Annotated in this window: 19 protein-coding genes and 1 pseudogene; 3 read left to right on the forward strand and 17 right to left on the reverse strand. The window is 70.5% G+C overall.

The window, feature by feature from the left end:
• The 13 genes and pseudogenes from aspA to solA form a co-directional block, all read right to left on the reverse strand.
• Nucleotides 1–172, reverse strand: a pseudogene (gene aspA / locus ACWBNA_RS26020) (aspartate ammonia-lyase); the annotation flags it as partial.
• Nucleotides 173–325: 153 nt separating this feature from the next.
• Nucleotides 326–1,609, reverse strand: coding sequence for an NAD(P)/FAD-dependent oxidoreductase (locus ACWBNA_RS26025; RefSeq protein WP_482706937.1), 1,284 nt, complete (start codon nucleotides 1,607–1,609; stop codon nucleotides 326–328).
• Between the two features lie 47 nt (nucleotides 1,610–1,656).
• Nucleotides 1,657–2,322 carry a haloacid dehalogenase type II gene (locus ACWBNA_RS26030; RefSeq protein ID WP_482706938.1) on the reverse strand — a complete coding sequence of 222 codons (666 nt, stop codon included), beginning with the start codon at nucleotides 2,320–2,322 and terminating at the stop codon, nucleotides 1,657–1,659.
• A 43-nt stretch (nucleotides 2,323–2,365) separates the two neighbouring features.
• Nucleotides 2,366–3,304, reverse strand: coding sequence for an aldo/keto reductase (locus ACWBNA_RS26035; RefSeq protein WP_482706939.1), 939 nt, complete (start codon nucleotides 3,302–3,304; stop codon nucleotides 2,366–2,368).
• Nucleotides 3,301–4,761: an aldehyde dehydrogenase family protein gene (locus tag ACWBNA_RS26040; RefSeq protein ID WP_482706940.1), complete on the reverse strand. Its 1,461-nt coding sequence runs from the start codon at nucleotides 4,759–4,761 to the stop codon at nucleotides 3,301–3,303. The genes ACWBNA_RS26035 and ACWBNA_RS26040 overlap by 4 nt, the downstream gene beginning before the upstream one ends.
• Nucleotides 4,758–5,711 carry a succinylglutamate desuccinylase/aspartoacylase family protein gene (locus ACWBNA_RS26045; RefSeq protein WP_482706941.1) on the reverse strand — a complete coding sequence of 318 codons (954 nt, stop codon included), beginning with the start codon at nucleotides 5,709–5,711 and terminating at the stop codon, nucleotides 4,758–4,760. Before ACWBNA_RS26045 ends, ACWBNA_RS26040 begins: the two co-directional genes overlap by 4 nt.
• A 23-nt stretch (nucleotides 5,712–5,734) precedes the next feature.
• Complete coding sequence (locus ACWBNA_RS26050; protein WP_482706942.1) at nucleotides 5,735–7,126, reverse strand: aminotransferase class III-fold pyridoxal phosphate-dependent enzyme; 1,392 nt, start codon at nucleotides 7,124–7,126, stop codon at nucleotides 5,735–5,737.
• Nucleotides 7,123–7,989 carry an ABC transporter permease gene (locus ACWBNA_RS26055; RefSeq protein WP_398407432.1) on the reverse strand — a complete coding sequence of 289 codons (867 nt, stop codon included), beginning with the start codon at nucleotides 7,987–7,989 and terminating at the stop codon, nucleotides 7,123–7,125. Before ACWBNA_RS26055 ends, ACWBNA_RS26050 begins: the two co-directional genes overlap by 4 nt.
• A complete protein-coding gene (locus ACWBNA_RS26060; RefSeq protein WP_482706943.1) occupies nucleotides 7,986–8,927 on the reverse strand; it encodes an ABC transporter permease in 942 nt (313 codons plus the stop codon). The genes ACWBNA_RS26055 and ACWBNA_RS26060 overlap by 4 nt, the downstream gene beginning before the upstream one ends.
• 2 nt (nucleotides 8,928–8,929) lie before the next feature.
• Nucleotides 8,930–10,075, reverse strand: coding sequence for an ABC transporter ATP-binding protein (locus ACWBNA_RS26065; RefSeq protein ID WP_482706944.1), 1,146 nt, complete (start codon nucleotides 10,073–10,075; stop codon nucleotides 8,930–8,932).
• A complete protein-coding gene (locus tag ACWBNA_RS26070) occupies nucleotides 10,068–11,198 on the reverse strand; it encodes an ABC transporter substrate-binding protein (RefSeq protein ID WP_482706945.1) in 1,131 nt (376 codons plus the stop codon). Before ACWBNA_RS26070 ends, ACWBNA_RS26065 begins: the two co-directional genes overlap by 8 nt.
• Before the next feature lie 55 nt (nucleotides 11,199–11,253).
• Nucleotides 11,254–12,315 carry a M14 family metallopeptidase gene (locus ACWBNA_RS26075; protein WP_482706946.1) on the reverse strand — a complete coding sequence of 354 codons (1,062 nt, stop codon included), beginning with the start codon at nucleotides 12,313–12,315 and terminating at the stop codon, nucleotides 11,254–11,256.
• A 2-nt stretch (nucleotides 12,316–12,317) separates the two neighbouring features.
• Nucleotides 12,318–13,457: an N-methyl-L-tryptophan oxidase gene (gene solA, locus ACWBNA_RS26080; RefSeq protein WP_482706947.1), complete on the reverse strand. Its 1,140-nt coding sequence runs from the start codon at nucleotides 13,455–13,457 to the stop codon at nucleotides 12,318–12,320.
• A gap of 283 nt (nucleotides 13,458–13,740) precedes the next feature.
• On the opposite strand from solA, the gene ACWBNA_RS26085 reads away from it, so the two are divergent.
• Complete coding sequence (locus ACWBNA_RS26085) at nucleotides 13,741–14,487, forward strand: IclR family transcriptional regulator (RefSeq protein ID WP_482707071.1); 747 nt, start codon at nucleotides 13,741–13,743, stop codon at nucleotides 14,485–14,487.
• Nucleotides 14,488–14,823: 336 nt separating this feature from the next.
• Nucleotides 14,824–15,567: an IclR family transcriptional regulator gene (locus ACWBNA_RS26090; RefSeq protein ID WP_482707072.1), complete on the forward strand. Its 744-nt coding sequence runs from the start codon at nucleotides 14,824–14,826 to the stop codon at nucleotides 15,565–15,567.
• Between the two features lie 130 nt (nucleotides 15,568–15,697).
• On the opposite strand, the gene ACWBNA_RS26095 is transcribed toward ACWBNA_RS26090, so the two are convergent.
• The 3 genes from ACWBNA_RS26095 to ACWBNA_RS26105 are packed head-to-tail and all read right to left on the reverse strand — an operon-like array spanning nucleotide 15,698 to nucleotide 21,308.
• A complete protein-coding gene (locus ACWBNA_RS26095; protein ID WP_482706948.1) occupies nucleotides 15,698–17,137 on the reverse strand; it encodes an NAD-dependent succinate-semialdehyde dehydrogenase in 1,440 nt (479 codons plus the stop codon).
• A complete protein-coding gene (locus ACWBNA_RS26100) occupies nucleotides 17,134–20,043 on the reverse strand; it encodes an FAD-binding and (Fe-S)-binding domain-containing protein (protein WP_482706949.1) in 2,910 nt (969 codons plus the stop codon). Before ACWBNA_RS26100 ends, ACWBNA_RS26095 begins: the two co-directional genes overlap by 4 nt.
• The gene (locus tag ACWBNA_RS26105; protein ID WP_482706950.1) at nucleotides 20,040–21,308 is read right to left on the reverse strand and encodes an aspartate aminotransferase family protein; all 1,269 of its coding nucleotides are present in this window, start codon (nucleotides 21,306–21,308) and stop codon (nucleotides 20,040–20,042) included. The genes ACWBNA_RS26100 and ACWBNA_RS26105 overlap by 4 nt, the downstream gene beginning before the upstream one ends.
• 224 nt (nucleotides 21,309–21,532) lie before the next feature.
• Here ACWBNA_RS26105 and ACWBNA_RS26110 point away from each other — a divergent pair, with 224 nt between their 5' ends.
• Nucleotides 21,533–23,182 (forward strand): PucR family transcriptional regulator, encoded by a 1,650-nt coding sequence (locus ACWBNA_RS26110; RefSeq protein WP_482706951.1) that lies wholly within the window; start codon nucleotides 21,533–21,535, stop codon nucleotides 23,180–23,182.
• A gap of 444 nt (nucleotides 23,183–23,626) precedes the next feature.
• On the opposite strand, the gene ACWBNA_RS26115 is transcribed toward ACWBNA_RS26110, so the two are convergent.
• Nucleotides 23,627–25,087 (reverse strand): aldehyde dehydrogenase family protein, encoded by a 1,461-nt coding sequence (locus ACWBNA_RS26115; RefSeq protein WP_482706952.1) that lies wholly within the window; start codon nucleotides 25,085–25,087, stop codon nucleotides 23,627–23,629.
• Nucleotides 25,088–25,099: the final 12 nt, after the last annotated feature.

Below are 25,099 nucleotides of genomic sequence, written 5' to 3' on the forward strand. Positions count from 1 at the left end.
CGGCCTCCTTGACGGCGGCGAGCGCGTCGATCAGGTGCGGATAGGCGGAGATCCGGGTGCCGGTGATGGGGAAGTTCTCCGTGGCGCGCAGCGTGTGAACACCCCAGTAGGCGTCTACGGGAACGTCCCGGTGGCCAAGCAGATCGTGTTCACTGCGGGTGACGGCGGTCATTCCGGAGCGGGCCTTCCTCGATGCGGTCCAGGCGTGGACGTGAGTGGGTGCGGCAACGGGCCGCGAGACCGGAAAACCGCGGGGACGTCCCAGGACCCTTGCTGGGGAAGTCCCCGCGGTTTCGACGCCGTCGGCATCGGCATCGCCATCGGCTCAGAGCAGCTTGTCCTTGGCCTTGTAGTAGGCGCCGCCGAACGGCAGGAACCAGGGGGTGCCGTTGTAGAAGGGAACGGGCACCTTCGGGAAGCCGAGGCCGCGCAAGGGGTTGGCCTCCGGCTTGCCGTCCATCATCTCGGCGATGGCGCGGCCCATGTAGGTGGCCATCTGGACGCCGTGACCGCAGTAACCCATGGAGTAGTACAGGCCGTTGACGTCGCCCGCGTGCGGGATACGGTCCCAGGAGAAGCCGACCATGCCGCCCCAGACGTAGTCGATCCGCGTCCCGGCCAGCTGCGGGAAGATCTCAGTCATCTCCCGCTTGAGGATGTCGCCGCTCTTGATGTCAGAGGCCGGATTGGAGGGGGCGAAGCGGGCCCGGCCGCCGAAGGCGAGGCGGTTGTCGGGGGTGAGGCGGACGTAGTGGCCGACGTTCTTGTGGGCGACCAGCAGGCGGCCGTTGGGGATGAGCTCCTTGGCGCGCTGCTCCCCCAGCGGCTCGGTGACGATGATGAAGCTGCCGACGTTGATCAGCCGCTTGCGGAACCACGGCATCGACTTGTCGGTGTAGGCGTCCGTCGCCGCCATGACCTGCTTGGCACGGATGGTGCCGTTCATGGTCTCCACCAGAAAGCCGCCGCCGGGGAGGCGGGTGAGGCCGGTGGCGGCGTTGCGCTCGTGGATCTCGGCGCCGGCACGCTCGGCGGCGTCTGCCAGGCCGCCGACGAACTTGCCCACGTGCAGGCCCGCGCTGAGCGGGTCGAGCAGGGCGCCGTGGTAGTAGTCCGTGCCGAGCTCAGCCCGCAGTTCGCTCTTGCTCAGGACGATCGTCTCGTGGCCGAAGTTGTCGGCCAGATCGCGCTGCTTGGCCCGCAGGCCATCGAAGTGCCCGGGCTTGCAGACCGCGCCGAGGCGCCCGGAGCGGTTGAAGTCGCAGTCGATGTTCTCGGTGCGGGTGAGCTCCTCGACGACGTCGACCGCCTCGCGGAAGGAGTCGTACAGCTCACGGGCCCGCTCCTGCCCGAAACGCTTGCGCGCCTCGGCGGGGCTGATGGTGATGCCCTGGGTGCACATGCTGCCGTTGCGCCCGGAGGCGCCCGAGCCCACCTTGTCCTTCTCGACCAGGACGACCCGGGCGCCCTTACGGGCGGCGTGGTAGGCGGTGGACAGGCCGGTGAGACCGCCGCCGATCACCACCACGTCCGCCGCGTCGGGCAGGTCCTTTCCGGAACGGTCGGGGAAGGCGGGGGCTGTGTCCAGCCAGTAGGGGATCTGCTTCATGGCATGCGTCCTCTGTGTTCTCGGTCTGTTACCGGTTGCGCCGTCGGTCAGCAGCCGAGCAGCTTCGGCAGGCCCGACAGGTCGGGCAGCTCGTCGTAGGGCTGGTAGTCGGCGCTGCCGGGGCGGCCGTAGCGGTTGATCCACACCCGGCGCTTCAGGCCGAGGTCGCGCGTCGGGATGTGGTCGTACTCCCAGCCCTGGGCGGTGTGGATGACCTGGGACGGCTTGACGCCCATGGTCGTGAAGGCGTGTTCGAAGGTCTGGCGGTCCGGCTTGTAGGCGCCGGCCTGCTGGGCGGTGATGACGTAGTCGAACTCGACGCCGATGTTCTCCACGTTACGCGCGATCAGGTTGTCGTCCGTGTTGGAGATGATCGCGATCTCGTACTTGGTCTTCAGGGCGCGCAGCGCGTCCGGGACTTCGGGGAAGGGGCCGAAGGTGGGCACGGCCTCGACGAGTGCGTCACCGTCGGACTCGCGGTACTCCAGGCCGTGCAGGCGCATGGCGTTGCGCAGGCTGGAGTGCAGGATCTCGTGGTACGGGCGGTAGGCCTCCAGGACGGCCTGGAAGCGCATGACGCGGAAGTCGTCGAGGAACTCGTCGACGTCCAGGTTGTCCAGGTCCAGCCGGTCTTCGAGGACCTTCAGGGTCGTGGGGCCGAGCTCGAAGTTGATCAGGGTCGCATAGGCGTCGAAGGTGACGATCTCTCGCATGGTGTTCAGCCTCAATTCGGATGACGAAGGGGATTCGGTGGCTTCAGACGACACGTTCGCCGGGGGTGACGATCGCGTCGAGTGCGGCCAGGTCGGCCGGGTCGGGGATCCAGTCGGCCGCCGCCGCGTTGGCGGTGACCTGTTCGGGGGTCATGGCGCCGCAGATGACCGAGCCGACGGCGGGGAGCGCGGCGAGTGCGCCCACGGCGACCTGGAGGAGGGTGAGTCCTCGTTCGGCGCCGTACGCGGTGAGCGCCTCGGCCCTGTCGAGGGCCGCGTCGGTGAGCCAGCCCTGCCGCCAGGACAACCGGCTGCCGGCCGGGGGCTGCTCACCGCGCCGGTACTTTCCGCTGAGCAGGCCGTTGGCCAGCGGGTAGTACGGCAGCAGGCCGACGCCGTTGTGCAGGCAGGCCGGGATCAGGTCCTGCTCCACGCCGCGGTCGAGCAGGTGGTAGCGGGCCTGGATCGACACGAAGGCGCCGGTGAGCTGCTCGGCCGGCAGGTTGGAGCAGCCGATGTGGCCGATCTTGCCCTCGTCGACCAGTTCACGGAGCGCGGCGACGGTCTCCTCCAGCGGAGTGACGCCGTCCGGCTCGTGGTACTGGTACAGATCGATCCGTTCGGTGCCCAGGCGGCGCAGCGACGCCTCGACGGCGTACCGGATGTAGGGGCGGGCTCCCCGCCGGCCGTAGAGGTCGGCCTCCTGACCCATCTGCATGCCGAACTTGGTGGCCAGGACGACCTCGTCGCGGTGCCCCTTGAGGGCGGCACCGAGGAGCCGTTCGCCGTCGCCGCGCCCACTGTCGCTCTCGCCGAACCCGCCGTACATGTCGGCGGTATCGAACAGGGTGATGCCCGCGTCGATGGCCGCGTGGACGACCGCCTTCGTGCCGTCCTCGTCCAGACGGGAGCCGAAGTTGTTGCCGCCGACACCGACCACGGAGACGGTCGGGCCGCGCTCGCCCAGCGTGCGATATCTCATGCCCGCCCCCCGAAGCCGATGCAGACGTTCTTGGTCTGCGTGTAGCTGTCGAGGGCCGCGAGACCCTTCTCCCGCCCCCAGCCGCTGTGCTTGTAGCCACCGAAGGGGAGTTCCACGCCGGTGCCGACGCCGGTGGCGTTGACGTAGACCTGGCCGGCCCGGATGCCCTCGGCCAGACGCATCGCCTTGTCGATGTCGCGGGTCCAGACGTAGGAAGCCAGGCCGTACGGGCTGTCGTTGGCGATGTCCAGTGCCTCGTCGGCGTCGTCGAACTCGATGACGGTGACGACGGGGCCGAAGATCTCCTCGCGGGCGCAACGGGCGTCGTTGGTCAGGCCGGTCAGGACGGTCGGCTCGATGTAGTAGCCGTCGGCCAGGGCCGGATCGGACGGCGCACCGCCGCCGGCCCGCGCCACCGCGCCCTCCTGCCGGGCCACTTCGAGGTAGCCCAGCACCCGGTCGCGCTGCCGGGCGGCGACCAGCGGACCGATGTCCGGGTCGGTGAGCCCCGGGCCGATGCGCAGCGAGGCGGCGTGGGCGACCAGCTTGTCGAGGAACTTCTCGGCGCCCCGCTGGAGCAGCAGCCGGGTGCCGGCCGAGCAGGTCTGGCCTGCGTTGCCGAAGGCAGAGGCCGCGACGGCTGTCAGCGCCAGGTCGAAGTCGGCGTCGGCGAAGACGACGACCGGGGACTTGCCACCCAGCTCGGTGACGGAGGGCACCACGTTGGCTGCGGCGGCCTGGGCGACCTTGATGCCCGTCGGCACCGAGCCGGTGAAGGTGACCTGGTCGATCCCGGGGTGCCCGGCGAGAGCCGCACCCGTCTCCCCGTCACCGGGGACGACGTTCAGAACGCCCGGCGGCAGACCGCACTCCAGCGCGATCCTGCCGATCTCCAGCGGCGTGAGCGGCGCCTCCGGCGACGGCTTGAGCACCACGGTGCAGCCGGCCGCCAGCGCCGGAGCGGAGCCCCTCGCGGTGTTCTGCAGCGGGTAGTTGAACGGGATGATCTGGCCGGAGACGCCGATCGGCTCGCGCACGGTGTAGTCGATCAGGCCGGGGCCGAGGGGGATCGTCGTGCCGCCGAGCTTGTCGGCGACGCCCGCGTAGAACTCGAAGTACCGGGCGGCGGCCTCGACATCGGCCTTGGCCTGGCGGAGCGGCTTGCCGACGTCCTGGCTCTCCAGGCGGGCCAGCCGTTCGCCCTGGTAGCGGATGGCCTCCGCGATCCGGTACAGGACCCGGCCTCGGTCGGCGGCCCGCATACGGGCCCATTCGGGAGAGGTGAGGGCCGAGCGTGCCGCTGCCACCGCCTGGTCCACGTCCGCCTTGCCGGCCAGCGCCACCGGGGCGATGACCGCACCGTCGGACGGGTCGAGGACCGTGAAGAAGCGTCCGTCGGCGGCGGGCACCTGCTTGCCGTCGATCAGCAGCTCGGTCAACCGCAGTTCGCCGGTCATGGCCGGATCTCTCCCTGCACCTCGCCGAAGATGACGACCTCGTCGCCGGGGCGGACGGTACGGATCCGGCGGACCCAGAGCACGATGCCGTCCTGCGGGGCGAGGACCTCCTCCAGCGTGTTGCCGTAGTGGTCGACGATGTGGGCGATCAGGTCGCCTTCCTTGCAGGTGTCCCCCGGCTCGGCGTGGCCGACGAAGAAGCCGCCGGCGTCGGAGCGGGCGAAAGTGCCGGAGACAGCGGTGTAGGTGTCCCGCAACTCCGCCGCACCGTCGATCATGCCGAGTTGCCGGAGGATGTTGCGGATGGAGTGCATGTGCAGGGCGACGTTCTCCTCGCGGTAGGTGCCGCCGCCGACCTCGATGGTGATGGCGGGCTTGCCCGCCGCGAGGGTGGGATGGCGCACCGTGCCGCCCCACTTGCCGCCCTTCCAGACCAGCTCGTGGCCGGCCGCGAGGGCCATCTCCGTCGCCAGTTCCTCGTAGCCGCCCTGAAGGATGACCAGCGGGGCGATCTCACCGAACGTGCCGCCGGTGTGCAGGTCGACCAGGGCGTCGATGGCGGGGACGACCTGTTCGACGAAGGTGGCGGCCAGGCGCAGCGAGTACGAGCCGTCCGCGTCACCGGGGAAGATGCGGTTGAGGTTGAGGTGGTCCAGGCCGCTGGTGCGGGCCGCCGCCTCGAAGGCCGGAGTGTTCATGCAGGGGATGGCGACGAGCGTGCCGCGCAGGGTGGCCGGGTCGATCTCGGCGACGACGCGGCGGACGGCCTCCTGGCCGTCGTACTCGTCGCCGTGCACGCCGGCGTCCACACACAGGACCGGGCCGTCCTGCGCGCCGTTGAGGACGATCAGTGGGATGCCGAGTTCCACACCGTAGCTGCTGGTGCCGACCGGGATGAGGCCCTGGGCGCGCTCGCCGGGGGCGACGGTCAGTGGACCGATGGAGTACATGTCGTTCCTTTCCGAAACATGGATCAGATGCGGGCGGACGCCTCGGCGAGGGTCTCCGCGAGGATGTCGGCGATACGGTCGAGAAGGGCCCGGTCGCTGATCAGCGGGGGCGCGATCTGGACCAGTGGCGCGGACCGGTTGTAGACGCGGGCGAGGAGGCCGGCCTCGCGCAGCCGGCGCGGGATCAGGTCGACGATCAGGTCGGCGCGGGCGGTGTCGCCGAAGCCGCCGTCCTCGTGGTCGCCGACGAGTTCGCAGGCGTAGAAGAACCCGGCGCCCCGGACGTCACCGACGATCGGCAGGTCCGCTAGGGATGCCATGCGGCCCGCCAAGTGGCCTTGGAGGTCACGGACGTTCTCCAGGATCCGGTCCCGCTCCATGATCTCCAGGTTGCGCAGGGCGATGGCCGCGCTCAGCGGGTGCCCGGCGAAGGTGTAGCCGTGGTTGAGGACCGCGCCGGGCCGGTTGATGACCTCGACGACACCCTGGCTGACCAGAGTTGCCCCCATGGGGGCGTAACCGGCGGTGATGCCCTTGGCGACGGTGACCATGTCCGGGCGGGCGCCGTAGCGGTCCCCGCCGAACCACTCCCCGAGCCGGCCGAATGCCGTGATCACCTCGTCGGCGACGAGCAGGAGGCCGTACCGGTCGGCCAGCGCCCGCAGACCCTGCCAGTAACCCTGGGGCGGGGTGATGCAGCCGCCCCGGTTCTGCACCGGCTCGGCGATGAGCATGGCGACGGTCTCCGGGCCCTCGGCCAGAATCGCGTCCTCCAGCTCGGCGAGCAGACGGGCCGTGTACAGGCCGTCGTCCGCGTATTCCGGTGCGAGACCGAAGCGGTTGGTGTTGGCCACGAACCGGGTGTCGATCGCCGGCGGGCCGTACGGCTCCGTCAGGCCGGGGTCGTCGGTCAGAGACAGGGTGCCGATGGTCAGCCCGTGGTAGGCGCCGCGCCGAGCGATGGCCTTGGTGCGGCCCGGTTCGCCGCGCAGCGCGTGGTAGCGGCGGGCGATCTTCCAGGCGGTCTCGACGGCTTCGGCGCCGCCGCTGGAGAAGAAGGTGTGCTCGATGTCCACGGGGGCGATCCGGGACAGCCGCTCGGCGAGTTCGATCGCCGTCGGGTGCGCGGAGGAGGTCCACAGCGGGCTGTAGCACAGCTCGCGCAGTTGCTTCTCCGCCGCCTCGGCGAACTCGGGGCCGTAGGAGTAGCCGAGCTGGCAGCAGTACAGCCCGGACAGGCCGTCGATGTAGCGCCTGCCGTCGGCGTCGTCGACGTACGGGCCCTCGCCCCGCCGGATGACGAGGAGGTTCTCGCCTTCCGGGCCGAGCGAGCCGTTGGGGGTCATGTTGAGCAGCAGGTGTCTGGCCGCGGTGGCGGACAGTTCACCGGCCGGGGTGCGGGTGCTGGTGGTCATGAGGTCTCACTCCCGGTGGACAGGCCCACCGCGGGCTCCGTCGGCAGCAGACCGTCCTGCTTTCCGCCACCGCCGAGTCGGCGCACGGCGGCGACCAGGACGAGGGCCAGGACGGCGATCGCGATGAGCACCGCGCTGATGGCCGTCACGGACGGGTCGACATCGAACTGAAGGACGTTGAACACCTGCACGGGCAGGGTCGTGGTGTCCACCGAGGACAGGAACTGCGAGATGAAGAACTCGTCGAAGCTGGTGATGAAGGAGAAGACCGCGGCGGCGATCATGCCGGGCATCGCCAGTGGGAGTGTGATGCGCCGGGCGACGGTGAGCCGGTTCGCGCCCATGCTGGCCGCCGCGTCCTCCAGCCGTTCGTCGATGCCCTTCAGTGTGGCCATGAGGATCATCACGGCGATCGGTGAGGCGAGCACGGTGTGGCCGAGGGCGATGGCGATCGGACTGCCGAGCATGGCGGCCGGCTCGAAGAGCAGGAACAGCCCGAGGGCGATGACCACTTGGGGGATCACCAGCGGGGCGAGGACCAGTCCGTACACCGCCGAGCGCAGCGGCAGGTTGCTGCGGACCAGTGCCGTGGCCGCCGTGATGCCCAGGAGGAGCGAGAACACGGTGGTCAGCGAGGCGATCAGGGCGCTCAGCGAGAGCGCGGCCGGCCACTTGCTGCCGTCGGCGAACAGCACCTTGTACCAGCCCAGCGTCCAGGAGTCCGGCGGGAAGGCGCCGAAGGCGTCCTTGCCGAAGGAGGTGACGACGATGAGGACGATGGGCAGGGCGAGGAACAGCAGGATCACCGTGGAGGCGACGGTCAGGAAGATCCGCCCGGCCAGTGTCGAGCGCAGCGCGATCATGAGATACCCCGATTCTTCGCGGCCTCGCTCACGGCCTTGACCAGCCGCAGCAGGAGCAGACCTCCGAAGGTGAGGAGGAGCAGGATGATGCCGAGCGCGGCAGCGCCGTTCCACTGGTTCTGCTTCATCACCTGCTCACTGATGAGCGAGGCGACCATGGTCTGCTTCGGACCACCCATGAGGGCGGGGGTCAGGTAGTAGCCGAGGCAGAGGATGAAGCACAGGATGCCCGCGTTGACCAGGCCGGGAGCGACCATCGGCAGGTAGACCCGGCGGAAGATCGTCAGCCGTCCCGCGCCCATGCTGGCCGCGGCGGCCGGGAGCCGGCGGTCGATGCCGCGCATCACCGCGTACAGCAGCAGCACGGTGTACGGCAGCATCACGGAGGTGGTGCCGATGACCACGCCTATCTCGTTGTAGAGCATCTGGAAGGGAGCGCCGGGGACCTTCAGGTCCGTCAGGGCGTTGTTCACCACGCCGTGTTCACCGAGCAGGATGATCCAGCCGTAGGTGCGCACCAGCGCGCTGATGAAGTGCGGCACGACGACGATGATCATCACCAGGCCGGCCCACAGTGGCTTGAGCCGGGAGACGGCGGCGGCCAGCAGGAACCCGATGACCAGGCTGAGCAGCGAGGTCTCGGCGGAGATCCGCAGGGTGGTGAAGAGGACCTCCAGGTTGGAGCCCCGGAGTGCGTCCGCGTACCAGTGCAGCGTCCATCCCCCCTCCTCCCCCTTGAGGCTGAGGAGCAGGGTGCTGAAGATGGGGTAGACGAACAGCACCAGCAGGTAGATGACGACGGGTGCGGCGTTCAGCAGCCCGAAGCGGGTGCGGCGCTCGGACAGCGCGCGGCGCAGCCGGTGCAGCCGTCCCGTGCGGGCGGCGGTGGTCGCGGGGCCCGGAGCCGGGGGCGCGGGGGCGAGGACGGATCCGGCCATGCTCACCCGCCCCCTTCCACCGCGAAGACGCTGACGTCGTCGGGGTGGGCCGTCAGGCTGACCTGCTCGCCGACGACCGGGGCCTTGCCGGCCGGGAGTTCCAGCCGTACGAGGCCGGTGTCGGCGTCGCCCGCCGGGCGAACGGTGACACGGACGAGCGTGCCGACGTAGGTGACTGTCTCGACGGTCCCGGTACAGAACCCGTCGCCCGGCGTACACAGCCCGAGCCGGCCGGGCTGGACCGCGGCCCGTACCCGTGCTCCCTCCACTCCCGACTGCGGGCGGGCCTTGAGCAGGCCTCCCGTGTCGAGCCGTACGAGGGTCTGTTCAGAGGTCTGCTGGTGGACGGTGCCGGGAAGGAAGTTGGCCGCCCCGAGAAAGTCGGCGACGAACGGGGTGCGCGGGCGCTCGAAGAGTTCACGCGGGGTGTCGAACTGGTCGATCCGCCCATCGCGCATCACCGCGATCCGGTCGGACAGAACGAGCGCCTCCTCCTGGTCGTGCGTCACATAGATGACGGTCAGGCCGAGTTCCTGCTGGATGCGCTTGATCTCGGTCTGGAGCTGGTCGCGCAGCTTCTTGTCGAGGGCGCCGAGGGGCTCGTCCATGAGGATCACCGGCGGCCGGTAGACCAGCGCCCGGCACAGCGCGACACGCTGCTGCTGCCCGCCGGACAGCTCGCGCGGCCGGCGGCGGGCCAAGGCGGAGAGTCCGGCGATCTCCAGGGTCTCGCCGACCCGGCGGCGCAGCTCCGCCTTGGGCACGCCCCGCAGTTGGAGCGGGAAGGCGACGTTCTCCCACACCGTCATGTGCGGGAAGAGCAGGTACTGCTGGAAGACGAAGCCGAGGCCGCGCTTCTGTGGGGCGAGGCGGGTCACGTCACGGCCGCCGACGACGATGCTGCCTGAGTCGGGCTCGCAGAACCCGGCGATCATCATCAGGGTGGTGGTCTTGCCGGAACCGGAGGACCCCAGGAAGGTGACGAACTCGCCGCCCGCGATCTCCATGGAGACCGTGTCGACAGCGGTCACGCCGCTGTACGTCTTGCGCAGTCCCGTGACAGAGAGGGGTTTTCCGGTGCCGGTCCCCGGCGACGGAGAGACCGAAGGGGACGCCGGAGACTGGGACTTCAGGTTCAGCTCAGGCATTGACCCACTCCTGCCAGCGCTTGGACACGGCGGCCTCGTTCTTGATCCACCACTCGACGTCGAGGTCGAAACCGGACTTCAGGTGATCGGGCGAGCTGGCCAGGTTGTCGGCGGCGGCCGGGGAGAGCTTCTTGTAGGCGGCGGGCACCACCGGGGCCATCGGGTAGACCTCGGCGTAGGCGGCCTGGATGTCGGGACGCAGCGCGAAGTCGACGAGTTGGTAGGCGGCGTCGGGGTTCGCCGCGCCCTTGGGGATGCAGAAGCCGTTGCTCTGCCGGCGGGCGCCGTTCCACTGATACGCCATCGGTGAGCCGCCCTTGATCAGGGCGTCGAGACGGCCGTGCCAGACGCTGGTGGCGACGACCTCCTCGCGGCCGAGCAGCAGGCCGGGGAGGGCACCGGTGTCCCAGTACTTGCGGACGGACCCCCGGATGTTGTCGAGGGACTTGAAGGCTCGTTCCACGTCGAGGGGGTACAGCTTGTCCAGGGGCACGCCGTCGGCGAGGAGGGCGAACTCCAACTCGGGCAGGTCGGCGTCCCGGGCCTGGAGAGCGCGACTGCCGGGGAACGCCTTGGTGTCCCAGAAGTCCGCCCAGCTCTCGGGCTTCTTGCCGTCGAAGGCGTCGGTGCGGTAGGCCATGACGCTGGCCCAGTAGTTCTTGCCGACGCCGTGGGTCATCATCAGGGAGTCGGCGATGCCCGTGTTCTTGGTGTTCTTCAGGCGGCCGTAGTCGAGTTCCTCGGTGGCGTCCTCGTCCTTGAAGCGCACGATGTCGGCCATGGAGGTGTCGATCAGGTCGAACTGCGGACGGCCCTGCTTGATCTGGGCGAGCAGCTGGGCGTACGCGATGTTCACCACCTTGATCTGGATGCCGGTCTCCTTGGTGAACGCGTCGTAGACCGCCGCCTGGTTGGCGTCACCGTACGTGCCACCGCTGTTGCGGACGACGAGCGTCTTGGAGCTCTTGCCACCGCTACCGGCGACGGACCGGCTGGTGCCGGTGCCGCAGGCGCTGAGGGCGGACGCGGCGGCGAGGCCCGCCGTGACTCCGCCGACTCCGCGCAGGAAGAGCCGGCGGTCTATCCGGGCGCCACGCGGCAGAGCCGCATATCGATTCGTCATCGTGTGCCTCCTGGGTGGTGCTGGACGTGGGAAGGGGGGCGGCTGGGGTGGGGTTCTACGGGCGGGGATCCGCCTCGTCGGGTGCGACGCCGACGCCGGGGGTCCGGAGGGTTTCAGTTCGCGTGGCCTGGTCGGGGTCCCAGGGGACGGCTATGGCGGCCAGTTCGTCGCCGTGGGCGACGGTGAGGCCGTGCATGCCGTAGAAGATCCGCCCGCCGGCGGGGGCGTGGACGGTGTGCTCCCGGCCGTCGGCCGGGTCGACGATGCGGCCGAGGACATCGCCTTCTGCCACTTCGCCGATGACGTCGCCGTCGAAGGAGAACTCCGGGTACCACAGGCCCGCGGCCTCGGCCGTGACACCGGCGGACCAGACCCATTCGCGGATCGGGGCCGGGGCGGAGCCGTCCTGGTCGAGGACGCCCAGGTGGCGCAGTGCTCCCAGCAGACCGTCGACGCGGCGGAGCGCCGTGGCCTCGTCCCGCTGCCCGAGTTCGCCCACCTCGACGAGTACCGCCGAGATGCCCCGGCGGGCGGCGGCCGCGTGGCTGTTGCCGCCGTCGGACTTCAGCCCGAGGATGACGTCCTCGATGCCGAAGGAGCCTGACAGTTCGGCCGTGGCCTTGTCGAGGTCCGGGTCACCGGTGAGTCGGTAGCCGACGAAGTCCCGCAGGACCTGGTCGATGCCGCCGCAGTGCAGGTCGACGTAGACGTCGGCGCCGTCGACGAGGTGGGTGAAGAGCCAGGCGGCCAGCCGCTCGGTGGGGCCGCCGTCCGGGTCGCCGGGGAAGACGCGGTTGATGTTCACGCCGTCGACCGGGGAGACGTTGAGCCGGCCCTCGTACACGGCGTTGGGGTTGGCGACGGGGCAGATGATCACCTGCCCGTGCACCTCGCGGGGGTCCAGCCTGTCCGCCAGTCGTACGGCGGCGTCGATGGGCGTGAACTCGCCGCCGTGCACGCCCGCCGTGATGACGACTCGGGGTCCGGGGCGGGAACCGTTGACCAGGGTCAGCGGGATGTCCGCGGTGAGGGTGCCGAGGTCGGCCTGGACGGTGCCGCGGGCCTTGGTGCCGGGCTGGGCCTCGAGGGAGCCGACGGTGAGGGTGGCGTCGTTCATGGTCATGCCTCCGTACGGCCGACGGTGGAGATGAAGTCGATGGGCTGGGGCGAGGTGCCGTCCAGCGCCAGGTCGGCGGCGATGTCGCCGAAGGCGGGCGAGAGCTTGAAGCCGTGGCCGGAGAAGCCGGCGAGCAGGATCACGTTCTCGGCGCCGGGCAGGGGGCCGACCAGGGGGCGGCTGCTCTCGGTGTAGCCCTCCATGTAGACGGAGAGCCGGGTGGGGTCCGGGTGCAGGTCCGGCATGTGACGCTCGATCAGCTCGGAGAAGATCTCCAGCTCTTCCGGCTGCACCGTCCTGTCCAGCTGGTTCGGGTCGCCCGCGGGCTGGTGCAGGGCGCGGGAGAGGCCGAGCTTGACGGAGATGCCGTCCGGGGAGGGCAGGCCGTAGCAGTGGGTGGGGGCCGTGCGGATGAACGCCGGGCGCTCCTCCCCGAACCAGGCCTCGGGGGTGGTGGGCACGTACCAGGCGCTGACCAGGCGGCGGACGTCCACCTCCCACGGCAGGTCGGGCAGCAGGTCGTTGACCCAGGGGCCGGGGGTGACGACGGCGGTGTCGAAGCGCTCGCTGCCGGAGTCGGTGCGGATCTCGACGCCGCCCGCGACGGGGACGATCTCGCGGACCGTGCTGTAGCGGTGGATCACCGCGCCCAGCTGCTCGGCGCGGCGGGCGGCGCTCTGGATGGTCAGCTCCGGGCGGATGAAACCGGCGCGGCGGTCGAGCACGGCCGCGTCGCCGTCCTCGATGCGGTACTGGGAGAAACGTTTCGCCAGAAGCTCGGCATCGAGCACCTCGTGGTCGAGGCCGTGCTCCTCGATGGACTGCAGGACGGTGGCCATCTGCTGGTGATCGGTCGGCCCCATCAGCAGGCAGCCGGTCAGCCGGCGCAGCTCACGGCCGGTCTCCTGCTGGAGCTGTTCCCACAGGGCGTCGGCGTGCTGGAGCAGCGGAACGTAGCGGGAGTCCTCGAAGTGCGCGCTGCGGAAGATCCGGGTCTCACCGCCGGCGGCACTGCGGTCGTGGCCGGGGGCGAACCGGTCGTAGCCGACGACCTCGGCGCCGCGGGCCGCCAGCCGCCAGGCGGCCTGGCTGCCCATCGTTCCGACGCCGACGACGGCGACGCGCTTCCTGGCAGCTGACACTGGGCTTTCCTTTCGTATCGCCGAGGCGCATGCTGAGCGCCCGGCGTGAGGCTGGTTGGTTCAAGGTGGTTTGGGCGGGGGCCAGGCCCTTTCCTCGGGTCCTCGGCTCACAGCCGCCGCGTCTCGCGGCGCCGGCCCACTTCTTCGGAATCTCCTCCGTTGGACCGTGCCACATTGTGGAACGCCGTGCTAGAATCTGGCACGAGAATGACAGCGGCTCGGAGGGGAGTCAAGAGGTGTCCAGCAGAAATTCCGCGGATTAACGGGGGGAAACCGGATGGAAATGAAGAGCGTCACCAGATCGCTGCGAGTCCTGGAAGCGGTCGCCCAGCATCAGCCGGTCTCCGTCGGAGAGTTGACGAAACTCTTCGGCCTCCCGAAGTCGACCGTGCAGCGCACCCTGGTCACCCTGGCCGAGGCGGGCTGGCTGCGCGCGAACCGCAAAGACACGACACGCTGGGAGATCGGCGCGCGGGTACTGGCCGTACGACCCGCCGCACTGCAGGGCTCCAGCCTGTTCGCCGCCGCCCGCGAACCCATGATCCGCCTCCGCGACACGGTGAACGAGACCATCCACCTGTCCGTGCCCGACGCACTGCACAGCATGGTCGTCGTCGACCGCGTCGACTGCGACCACCCCGTACGGACCTTCCACAACATCGGCGACACCTCACCACTGCACGCCACCGCCGTGGGGCGGGCGATCCTCGCCCGGCTTCCGAAGCAGGACGTCGAGGAACTCATCGCCCAGGGCCTGGAGCGCTTCAGCGACACGACCCCCGCCGACCCCCACGAGCTGCGCGCCGAACTGGACCGGATCCGCACCGACGGCTACGCGGTCAACCGGAACCAGTACCGGCCGGGCGTCTGCGCCCTCGCCGCACCCGTGCTCGACGAGAACGGGACACCGCTGGCCGCCGTGGCCATCTCGATGCCCGACTCCCGGTACGACGTGACTCGGGAGTCCGAATGGGGTGGCCTCGTCGCCGGCGCGGCAGAGGAAATCAGCGGACGCCTGCTGGGCGGCTGACGGAAGGCGGTGGACCGAGAGGCCCCCCGACCGGCGAGGGCCGGCTTGCACGCGTCGCAGCGTGCAAGCCGGCCCTCGCCGCATGTCAGGGCAGCCGTCACCCCGGGCCCGACGGGGGGGTGTCGGGCCCAGGACGGCCGCCGCGCGCGGCAAGGCGTGACGGGGGCAGGGGCGCTCCCGCCGCTCATCGCCGGGAAGGCCATGGGGCCCCATTCCCCTTCATGCCGTATTGTGGAACGCCATGCTAGAATGCGGCATGAATCGTGCCCGCGGCTCCGGGGAGGGAGTCAAAGGTGAGCGACCAAGCCACACGACTGACGGGGGCCCCGGATGGAAATGAAGAGCGTCACCAGGTCACTGCGCATCCTGGAGGCGGTCGCCAGGCATCAGCCGGTTACCGTCGGAGAGTTGACGAAACTCTTCGGCCTACCGAAGTCGACCGTGCAGCGCACCCTGGTCACCCTGGCCGAGGCGGGCTGGCTCCGGGCCAACCGCAGGGACACCACGCGCTGGGAGATCGGCGCCCGGGTACTGGCCGTACGACCCGCCGCCCTGCAGGGCTCCAGCCTGTTCGCCGCCGCCCGCGAACCCATGATCCGCCTGCGGGACACGGTGAACGAGACCATCCATCTCTCGGTGCCGGACGCGCTGCACAGCATGGTCGTCGTGGACCGCGTCGACTGCGACCATCCCGTACGGACCTTCCACACCATCGGCGACACGTCACCGCTGCACGCCACGGCCACCGGGCACGCGATCCTCGCCCATCTCCCGCGTCCCGAGGTCGACGAGTTCGCGACGGGCACGTTCGAGGGATACGGCGAGGAGACCATCACCGACGCCGGGGAGCTGCGCACGGAGCTCCGGCGGGTCAGGGAGCGTGGCTACGCCGTCAACCACAACCAGTACCTGCAGGGGGTCTGCGCCATCGCGGCGCCCGTCCTGGACGGTGACGGCGTCCCGCTGGCCGCCGTGGCCGTCTCCCTGCCGGACTCACGCTTCGAGCCCGGTCGGCTAGCGGAGCTGGGGCGACTGGTGACCGAGACGGCGGCGGAGATCACCGCGCGCCACCTGCGCTGAGGGCGCCTTCGGCCCGGCCCGCCCGCGGCGAGGCAGGGCCCTCCCCGTGCCCGGCCAGGAGGACAGAGCGGCCGGGCACGGCGTGGCCCGCGCGGTGCGCGAGGAGGCGTATGTCAGGGCAGGACCGCCGTCATCGCACAGGCACCGCGAGGTACTGGTACTCCAGGAACTCGTCGAGCCCTACCCGGCCGCCCTCGCGGCCGAGACCGGACTGCTTGACGCCGCCGAAGGGGGCGGCCGGGTTGGAGACGAGGCCGGTGTTGAGGCCGACCATGCCGACCTCCAGGCGTTCGCTGACCCGCAGGGCGCGGTCCAGGCCCTCGGTGAAGACGTAGCCGACGAGGCCCCAGGGGGTGTCGTTGGCCCGGCGGATCACCTCGTCCTCGTCGTCGAAGGTGAGGATCGCCGCGACCGGGCCGAAGATCTCCGTGTCCATCAGGCGGCTGTCGGAGGCGACGTCCGTGAGCACGGTCGGCGGGTAGAAGCAACCCGGCCCCTCGGGCGTCCGGCCGCCTACGAGCACCCGGGCGCCGCGCTCCACCGCGTCGGCCACCAGTTCCTCGACCTTGGCCCGTCCGACCCTGTCGATCAGCGGTCCGACGTCCACCCCGTCCCGGGTGCCGGGGCCCACGACCAGCGCGCCCATGCGCTCGGCCAGGCGCCGCCCGAACTCCTCCGCCTGGGAGCTGTGGACGAAGAAACGGTTGGCGGCGGTGCAGGCCTCGCCCATGTTGCGCATCTTGGCGACCATCGCAGCGTCGACGGCCTTGTCCAGGTCGGCGTCCTCGAAGACGATGAACGGCGCGTTCCCGCCCAGCTCCATCGAGGTCCGCACGACCGCTTCCGCGCTCTGGGCGAGCAGCAGGCGTCCGACGTTGGTGGAGCCGGTGAAGGAGAGCTTGCGGATCCGCCCGCCGCGCAGGAGCGGTTCGCACACCTCCCCCGCACGGGAGGTGGTGACGACGTTGAGCACGCCGTCCGGCAGCCCGGCCTCCTTGAGGATCGCGGCGAGAGCCAGACTGGACAGAGGGGTCTGCGGGGCAGGCTTGAGGATCATCGTGCAGCCGGCGGCGATCGCCGGTCCGATCTTGCGGGTGCCCATGGCCAGCGGGAAGTTCCACGGGGTGATCAGCAGACAGGGGCCGACCGGGCGGCGGGAGAGCAGCATGCGGTTGCGGCCGTCGGGCAGGACGCCGTGACCGCCCTCGATACGCACGGCCTCCTCGGAGAACCAGCGGAAGAACTCGGCCGCGTACGCCACCTCTCCCCTGGCCTCGGCCAGCGGCTTGCCCATCTCGGCCGTCATCAGGTGGGCCAGCTCGTCGGTGCGCTCGACGACGATCTCGTACGCCCGGCGCAGGATCTCGCTGCGGACCCGGGGCGCCGTACGGGCCCACTCCTCCTGCGCCTGGACGGCGGCCTCCTCGGCGCGCTGGGCGTCCTTGGCGCCGGCGTCGGCGACGTGCGCGATGATCTCGCCGGTCGCGGGGTCGTCGACGGGCATGGTGGCGCCGTCCACGGCGTCCGCCCAGGTCCCGCCGATGAACAACTGCGTGGGTGTGTCGGTCATGACGTCTCTCCTGGTTGAACGGCTTGATCGGCGGCAGGGTCGAGGAGTTCCGCGAGGTGCAGGGCGCGGATGCCCCGGTCACCTGCGAGGTGGTCGATCTGGGTGGCGCAGCTGAAACCGTCGGCCACCACGACCGTCGGCATGGCCCCGTCGATGGCGTCGAGGCGTGGCTTCAGAGCCAGGTCGGCGACGGCCATCGAGGTGTCGTAGTGCTGGGCCTCGAAGCCGAAGTTCCCGGCGAGTCCACAGCAGCCCTCGGCCTCGTCGACCTTCCGTACGCCGAGGCGGGCGAGCAGGTCGCGGGGGCGGCTGCCCTTGAAGGTGGCGTACTCGTGGCAGTGGGTCTGCAGGACGACGTCGGCCGGCAGCTCGGGGGGCGTCCAGTCGGGGGCGGCCAGGTCGGTCAGGGCGCCGGTGAAGGTGTGGACGCGGGCCGCGACGCGCTGGGCGGCGTCGGTGCCGAGGAGCTCGGGGACGTCGCGTTTGAGTGCGGCGGCGCAGCTGGGTTCGGCCACGATGATGGGCCGCTCGTCGCCGTTGTCGAGGTGGGCGACCGTACGGGCCATGATGCGGCGGGCGGTGGACAGCTGGCCGGTGCTGACCCAGGTCAGGCCGCAGCACAGGCCGTCCTCCGCCGTGCAGGGGATGCCCGCGTCGGCGAGCACGCGGCTCGCGGCGCCCGCCACCTCCGGACGAAACGCACGCGTGAAGCTGTCGATGAAGAGCACAGCCCTCGCTGATTCGCCGGCCTTCGCACCGCGCAGGACCCCGCGCAGTGCGCGCCGGGAGGCGAAGGCCGGGATCCGGCGTTTCGTGGTCACCCCTCCCAGCCGGGCGAGCAGCTTGCCGACCGGTCCGCGCAGCAGCGCGTTGACCGGGCGGGCGGCGAATCCGGCGAGGGCCGAGGTCAGCGGCAGCCAGCCCAGCGAGTAGTGGGAGCGGGGCCGGATCCTGCCCTTGTAGTGCTGGTGCAGGAACTCCGCCTTGTACGTGGCCATGTCGACGCCGACCGGGCAGTCACTGGAGCACGCCTTGCAGGACAGACACAGATCGAGGGCGTCCTTGACCTCGGTCGAGCGCCAGCCGTCCTGGATCGTCTCGCCGCGCAGCATCTCCTGGAGCATTCGCGCCCGGCCCCGGGTGGAGTCGTTCTCGTCTCCGGTGGCCCGGTAGCTGGGACACATCACCCCGCCCGCCGACGCGTCCGAGCGGCAGCGGCCGACACCCACGCAGCGGCGGGCGGCACCCGCGAAGCCGTCCTCGTCGTGCGGGAAGGAGAAGAGGCTCTCGACGGGCAGCACGTCGGAGGGTGTGTGCAGCGCCAGATCGGCGTCGAGCCGGGCCGGCGCCACGATGACGCCGGGATTCAGCAGCCCTTCGGGGTCGAATACATCCTTGAAGGCGGTGAAGGCCCGGATCATGCGGTGGCTGTACATGACCTCCAGCAGCTCACCGCGCGCCCGCCCGTCGCCGTGCTCGCCGGACAGGGTCCCGCCGTGCGCGACGACCAGGGCGGCCGCCTCGTGCAGGAAGCGGCGGGCGGCAGTGCGGCCCACGTCCGTCGCGAGGTCGAAGTCGATGCGCACATGGACGCACCCCGCGCCGAAGTGCCCGTACATCACGCCGGTGAGTACATGGGAGGCGAGCAGCTTGCGGAAGTCCCGCAAATAGCCGGCGAGGTTCTCGGGCGCGACCGCCGAGTCCTCCCATCCGGGCCAGGACTCCCCACCGTCGACGAGGCGGGCGGCCAGGCCGGCCCCGTCTTCGCGGACTCGCCACAAGGAGCGCCGTTCGGCCGCGCTCTCCACGACCCGCCCGCCGGTCATCCGGCCCTGTGCCTTGAGCTCGTCGAGGAGCTGGGCCGCGCGGGTGTTGACCGTGGCCTCGTCGTCGCCGTCGAGTTCGACGTACAGCCAGGCCCGCCCTTCGGGCAGTCCGGTCACGGAGTCCGGGCCGCGGCGGGCACGCATGGTGGCGACGATCGCCTCGTCCATGCCCTCCACGGCGGTGGGATTCCAGCGCAGGATCTCCGGCACGTCCTCGGCCGCGTCGACGACATCGTCGTAGCCGAGAGTGAGGAGCGTGGAAGCCTGTGCGGTCGCCACCAAGCGGACCGTCGCGGCGGTGACGACCGCACAGGAGCCCTCGGTGCCGACCAGGGCGCGGGCCATGTCGAAGCCGTGCTCGGGCAGCAGGTGGTGCAGTTGGTAGCCGGAGACCTGACGGGGAACGCGGCCCAGCTCGGTACGGATCGGCGCCAGGTTGTCCGCGATCAGACGGCGTACGTCCGCCTCGAGACGGGCGACGAGTCCGGCGTCCTGCGGGTCCGCCGCGTGCAGTCCGGTGCGCCCGGCGACGGCGCGCACGCCGTCGGCCGTCACGATCTCCAGCGCCTCGATGTGCGAGCTGGTACGCCCGTGCCGCACGGACCGGTTGCCGCACGCGTCGTTGCCGATCATGCCGCCGAGCGTGCAGCGGCTGTGCGAGGACGGGTCGGGGCCGAAGGAGAGCCCGTGCGGGGCGGTCGCGCTCTGCAGCGTGTCGAGGACGACCCCGGCTTCGACACGCGCGGTCCCGCCGGCCGGGTCGATGTCCAGGATCCGGTTCATGTACCGGGAGAAGTCCAGGACAACGCCCGGCCCGACCGCGTTGCCGGCCATGCTGGTGCCGCCGCCGCGCGCGGTGACCGGGATGCCCGTCTCCTTGCAGGCCCGCAGCACCGCGACCACGTCGTCGGCGCTGCGGGGGAAGACCACAGCCCGTGGGGGGACCCGGTAGTTGGAGGCGTCGTAGGCGTAGGGACCGGTGGAGCCCGGTCCGGTCTCCACCCGCAGGCCGGGAGCGGTCTCGGTGAGCCGCGCGACCAGTGGTTCCAGCGATTCCAGGGCCGTGGTGGTGTCCGTCATCGCCCTGCCGCTCCCGATGTGCCGGCCTCGACCGCGGTTTCCCACGCCTGAAGGCCCTCGTCCACCGCCGTCTCGTCGATGACCAGCGCCGGGATCATCCGTACGACCTGGTTCCAGGCGCCGCACAGCAGCAGGAGCAGGCCCTCGTCGATCGCGGCGCGCTGCACGCGGGCGGCGGTGTCGGGGTCGGGGCTGCCGTCCTCGGTGACGAACTCGGTGGCCAGCATCAGCCCCAGGCCGCGAACGTCACCGATGCCCGGCGTGCGGTCGGCCACCGCCTCAAGGCCGTGACGCAGCCGCTTGCCCATCGCGTCGGCGTTCTCGACGAGCTTCTCGTCGCGTACGACGTCGAGGGTGGCGACGGCCGCCGCGCAGGCCACGGCGTTCGCGCCGTACGTGCCGCCCTGCGAGCCCGGCCACGCCTTGGCCATCAGCTCCTCGGAAGCCGCGATGCCCGACAGCGGGAAGCCGCTGGCGAGGCCCTTGGCGGTGACGAGGATGTCCGGGGTGACACCGAAGTGGTCGTGGCCCCAGAAACGGCCGGTGCGGCCGACGCCGGTCTGCACCTCGTCGAGGATGAGGAGGAAGCCGTGCCGGTCGGCCCGCTCCCGCAGACCTTCCATGAACGCACGGGTGGCGGGGACGTAGCCGCCCTCACCGAGCACCGGCTCGACGATGATCGCGGCCGTGTCGGCGGGCGAGGAGATCGTCTGGAGCGTGTAGTCGAGCTCCTTCAGGGCGAAGCGGGTCGCGGTCTCCTCGTCCCAGCCGTAGCGGTAGGCCGAGGGGAAGGGGGTGACGACCACGCCGCTCATCAGCGGGGAGAACCCGGACCGGAAGCGGGTGCCGGACGTCGTCATGGAGGCGGCGGCCACCGTACGGCCGTGGAAGCCGCCGTGGCAGACGATGACGTTGGGGCGGCCGGTGGCCTGACGGGCCAGCCGCAGCGCGGACTCGACGGCCTCACTGCCGGAGTTGGTGAAGAACAGGCTGTCCAGCCCGGCCGGCAGCACTTCGCCCAGCTTCTCGACGAGCTGCCGCAGCGGCCGGTGCATGACGGTCGTGTACTGGCCGTGCACCAGCGTGCCCACCTGCTCCTGCGCCGCCGCCACGACCTTCGGGTGGCAGTGCCCGGTGCTGGTGACGCCGATACCGGCGGTGAAGTCGAGGTAGCGGCGGCCGTCCTCGCCGTAGAGGTGGACGCCCTCGCCCCGGACCGCCACCACGGGCGTGGCCTGGCGAAGGTGCGGCGACAGTGCGGTCATGTTCGTCTCCCGGCCTCGATGTTCGGACTGCTGCGGTATCCCGAGCATCTCCGCGGACCAGGGGTGCGCCAACGTGCGATCTGTCCGGCGGGGCCGCGACATCCGGACGTTATGTCAACCACCCCGGGCGTCTCGCTCGCACGGAAGCTCCGGACCGACCACCGAACAGCTCTTGCGCAGGTCAGTGCCGCTTGTCACAGTGTCCGGGCACGTAGGGAGGCACCATGAGCGAGAACGCCGGAACGTCCCCGCCGCCGGTCACCGAGGGCCTGGACACCCATACGACAGGCCGCCCGGTCACCGTGGCCGACGTCCTGGCCCTCCCCGTGCTGGCAACGGGGCAGCCTCAGGTCGTCACAGGCGCGGCCCATCTCGACCGGCTGGTCCGCTGGGTCCACATCACCGAACTGACGGACCCCGCCTCCTTCCTCAAGGGCGGCGAACTCGTCCTGACCACCGGCATGCCCCTGCCGGACGACGCCGCGGGCGTGCGCCGCTATGTGGACGAGCTCGCCGACATCGGAGCCGCGGCCCTGGTCATCGAGCTCGTACGGCGCTACCACCGCCCACCCGAGCCGCTCGTCCAAGCGTGTCGAACTCGCGGCCTCCCCCTGATCACCCTGGCCAGGGACGTCAACTTCCTGGAGGTCACCCAGGTCGTCCACGCCCTCATCCTCGGCAACCAAGCCGACGCCATGCGCCGGACCCAGCGCATCCATGAAGCGTTCACCGCCCTGACCCTGCGCGGCGCCGGTCCCGAGGATGTCGTGCGTTCGGCGGCGGAGATGAGCGGCCGCACGGTCGTCCTGGAGAACCTGGTGCACCAGGCATTGATCTGCGAGCCCTCCGGCACGACGGTGCAAGACGTGCTCACCGACTGGGAGCGTCGCTCCAGGGTGACCCCGTCGGGTGACCACTCCGAGGCACTCGGACCCGAGGCTTGGCTCGTGGTCCCCGTCGCATACCAGGGGGAACGCTGGGGCCGGGTCGTGATGCTCTCGGCGCCGCCCGGCGTGGGCTTCGGCCCCGAGGACGTCACGGTGCTGGAGAGAACGGCGATGGCTCTGACCATCGCGCGCCTCACCCATCCCACGACCTGGGAACGCACCGCCCACCGAAGCGCCCTGCGCGACCTCGCCGAACAGCGCCACCACTCCCCCGAGGACGCCCGGGCCCGGTTCACCGCGCTCGGCCTGCCCGCCGAGGACAGCCGCTTCCTCGCCGTCCTGGTGGCCGGCCGCACAGAAGAAGGCGCCGAGGCGGAGGGCTGGTTGTCCCACGAACTGCGAATTGCAGGGGTTACGGCACTCGTCGGCGAACTGGCTTCCGCCCGCCTCGGCGCCCTCTTGGTCCTGCGCCCTTCCCAGCCCTGGCGGCCCACCGTCGAGCGGCTGGCCCGCAGCCTCCTGGATCAATCCCCAGATGCCGTCGTCAGCGTCGGTTCGGAGGTCACGGATATCGCCGACACCGCTCGCTCCTTCCGTGAGGCAGCACGCGCGGCTGAGGCGGCCGTGCCCGGTGAACACCTCCCCGAGGGCAGATCATTCCACGAGCTCTCCGACATCGGCCTGCGTCAACTCCTGTACGCGCTCCGCGAAGACACCCGCGTCCAGGACTACGTGGAACGACAACTTGGCCGCCTCATCGACCACGACACCCGGCATTTCACCAACCTGCTGACAACCCTGCGCCATTACCTGGACGCAGCCGGCAACAAGACCACCGCCGCCCGCCGCGGCAATCTGTCTCGGGAGACCATCTACCAACGCCTGCGCACCATCGAGCGCCTGCTCGACTGTGACCTCGAATCCGGAGAACGACGAACAGAACTCCACGTCGCTCTCACGGCGCTTGACGTCCTGCGCACCCACTGAGGAGCTCTGCCGACCTGCACATCAACCCGCCTTGTCTGCCATCAGGCCAAGCGTTGGCAATTGGAACCAAGATCAATCTGTGCTCGCTTTCGAGAGTGCGGAATGTGGCGCTCTGTCGGCATTGCCATCGTTCGATGGCGTGACGTTGGGACATCGTCGCCGGTCAGGCGTTCGGGGTTCGCTTGAGTTGTGGCATGAGCATGCACAACAGTCTTGCGTGTGGGGGTAGTCGTCAGCCCAAGGCAGTCACTGACAGGTGGTCCCGGGATGCCCATACGACCAGAGGATCACTATCCCCCTCACCATCACCATCACCATCACCATCACCATCACCAGCGGGATGCTGTGTGATGCGTGGGGTTGCTCGTCCGGTTCCCCAGTGCCGACCGGCCCGAAGAACCGGCCGTCGGCGGTGAGGCGCTCGGCGCGGACCCGGTCGAGGATTCAGGCGAGGGAAATGACGACCGACTTGGTCCTCGTGTACGCCTGCAGCGCCTCCGGCCCGGATTCGCGTCCGTAGCCGGACTGCTTGACGCCGCCGAAGGGCATGGCGGGATCGAGCATGGCCCAGTCGTTGACCCAGACGATGCCGGCGTCCAGTCGCGCGGCGACCCGATGGGCGCGCGCCAGGTCGGAGGTCTGCAGACCGGCGGCGAGTCCGTACGGCGTGCTGTTCGCCAGCGCGATCGCCTCTTCCTCGGTGTCGAAGGGCTGAACCGTCAGCACCGGGCCGAAGATCTCCTCCTGGACGATGCGGGCGTCGTTGTCCAGGCCGGCGATGACGGTGGGCTTGTAGTAGTAACCGCCGTTGAGTTCCATGCGCTCACCGCCGACGACGATGCGGCCGCCGTCCTCGACGGCCGCTTTCACGAAGCGCTCGACGTTCTCCACGTGCCGCTCGCCGGCCATCGGCCCGACGACGGTGGCCGGGTCGAAGGGGTCGCCGACGGGGACGGCCGGAACCGCGTCGGCGAGGATGCCCAGCGTGGTGTCGTACAGGGACCGGTGGACCAGCAGCCGGGGTCCGCCCATGCAGAACTGTCCGGTGTTGAAGACGAAGGCCTTGATGATCGCGCCGATCGCCTTCCCGACGTCGGCGTCCTCGAAGACGATGTGCGGCGCGTTGCCACCCAACTCCATGGTGACCGGCTTGAGTTGCTCGCCGGCCGTGCTCGCCGCCAGGCGGCCGACCCTCGTCGACCCGGTGAAGGCGATCTTGTCGACGCCTGGGTGACGCACCAGTGCCTCTCCCAGGACGGGGCCGCTTCCGGTGACGACGTTCACCACTCCCGCGGGAACGCCGGCGTCGGCGAGGATCTCCGCCATCAGCAGCGCGCTGAGGGGGGTCTCGTCGGCCGGTTTGTGGACGATGGTGTTGCCCGCCGCCAGGGCGGGGGCGAACTTCGACGTGCTCAGGATCAACGGGAAGTTGAACGGGGTGATCGCTCCCACCACGCCGATGGGCTCCCTGCGGGTGTAGGCGTGGGCGGGTATGGGGAGCTGCCGCGTGGCCCCGTCGAGACTCCGCGCCAGCGCCGAGTAGTACTCGTACGTCTCGGCCACGGTCTCCACGTCCACCCCCCGGCTGAGCGAGATGGGCTTGCCGACGTCGAGGCCCTCCACGGCGGCGATCTCGTCCGCCCGTTCGCGCACCAGGTCGGCCACCCGATGCAGCACGCGGGCGCGCTCGCGGGCCGGTGTCCGGGGCCAGGGCCCCGTGTCGAAGGCCTCGCGGGCGGCGGCCACCGCGGCGGCGGCATCCGCCCCGTCGGCCTCCGCGACCGTGGTGACGACTCTGCCGGTGGACGGGTCGACGACGTCGCGCCGCTCCTTGGACTCCGCGTCCCGCCACTCTCCGCCGATGAACAGCCTGCCCGGTTCGATGTGCGGTCGCTGCACGCTCATGCCCGCTCGCCC

The sequence above is a fragment of the Streptomyces sp. Q2 genome, assembly GCF_056820935.1.

Bases quoted from the DNA above. Each gene is read 5' to 3' on its own strand.
- ACWBNA_RS26060 (WP_482706943.1), bottom strand. From the start codon at position 8,927: ATGGCCGGATCCGTCCTCGCCCCCGCGCCCCCGGCTCCGGGCCCCGCG.
- ACWBNA_RS26090 (WP_482707072.1), top strand. From the start codon at position 14,824: ATGAAGAGCGTCACCAGGTCACTGCGCATCCTGGAGGCGGTCGCCAGG.
- ACWBNA_RS26085 (WP_482707071.1), top strand. From the start codon at position 13,741: ATGAAGAGCGTCACCAGATCGCTGCGAGTCCTGGAAGCGGTCGCCCAG.
- ACWBNA_RS26035 (WP_482706939.1), bottom strand. From the start codon at position 3,304: ATGAGATATCGCACGCTGGGCGAGCGCGGCCCGACCGTCTCCGTGGTC.
- ACWBNA_RS26070 (WP_482706945.1), bottom strand. From the start codon at position 11,198: ATGACGAATCGATATGCGGCTCTGCCGCGTGGCGCCCGGATAGACCGC.
- ACWBNA_RS26110 (WP_482706951.1), top strand. From the start codon at position 21,533: ATGAGCGAGAACGCCGGAACGTCCCCGCCGCCGGTCACCGAGGGCCTG.
- ACWBNA_RS26055 (WP_398407432.1), bottom strand. From the start codon at position 7,989: ATGATCGCGCTGCGCTCGACACTGGCCGGGCGGATCTTCCTGACCGTC.
- ACWBNA_RS26050 (WP_482706942.1), bottom strand. From the start codon at position 7,126: ATGACCACCAGCACCCGCACCCCGGCCGGTGAACTGTCCGCCACCGCG.
- ACWBNA_RS26095 (WP_482706948.1), bottom strand. From the start codon at position 17,137: ATGACCGACACACCCACGCAGTTGTTCATCGGCGGGACCTGGGCGGAC.
- ACWBNA_RS26045 (WP_482706941.1), bottom strand. From the start codon at position 5,711: ATGTACTCCATCGGTCCACTGACCGTCGCCCCCGGCGAGCGCGCCCAG.
- ACWBNA_RS26105 (WP_482706950.1), bottom strand. From the start codon at position 21,308: ATGACCGCACTGTCGCCGCACCTTCGCCAGGCCACGCCCGTGGTGGCG.
- ACWBNA_RS26030 (WP_482706938.1), bottom strand. From the start codon at position 2,322: ATGCGAGAGATCGTCACCTTCGACGCCTATGCGACCCTGATCAACTTC.
- ACWBNA_RS26040 (WP_482706940.1), bottom strand. From the start codon at position 4,761: ATGACCGGCGAACTGCGGTTGACCGAGCTGCTGATCGACGGCAAGCAG.
- ACWBNA_RS26115 (WP_482706952.1), bottom strand. From the start codon at position 25,087: ATGAGCGTGCAGCGACCGCACATCGAACCGGGCAGGCTGTTCATCGGC.
- ACWBNA_RS26100 (WP_482706949.1), bottom strand. From the start codon at position 20,043: ATGACGGACACCACCACGGCCCTGGAATCGCTGGAACCACTGGTCGCG.
- ACWBNA_RS26065 (WP_482706944.1), bottom strand. From the start codon at position 10,075: ATGCCTGAGCTGAACCTGAAGTCCCAGTCTCCGGCGTCCCCTTCGGTC.
- ACWBNA_RS26075 (WP_482706946.1), bottom strand. From the start codon at position 12,315: ATGAACGACGCCACCCTCACCGTCGGCTCCCTCGAGGCCCAGCCCGGC.
- ACWBNA_RS26025 (WP_482706937.1), bottom strand. From the start codon at position 1,609: ATGAAGCAGATCCCCTACTGGCTGGACACAGCCCCCGCCTTCCCCGAC.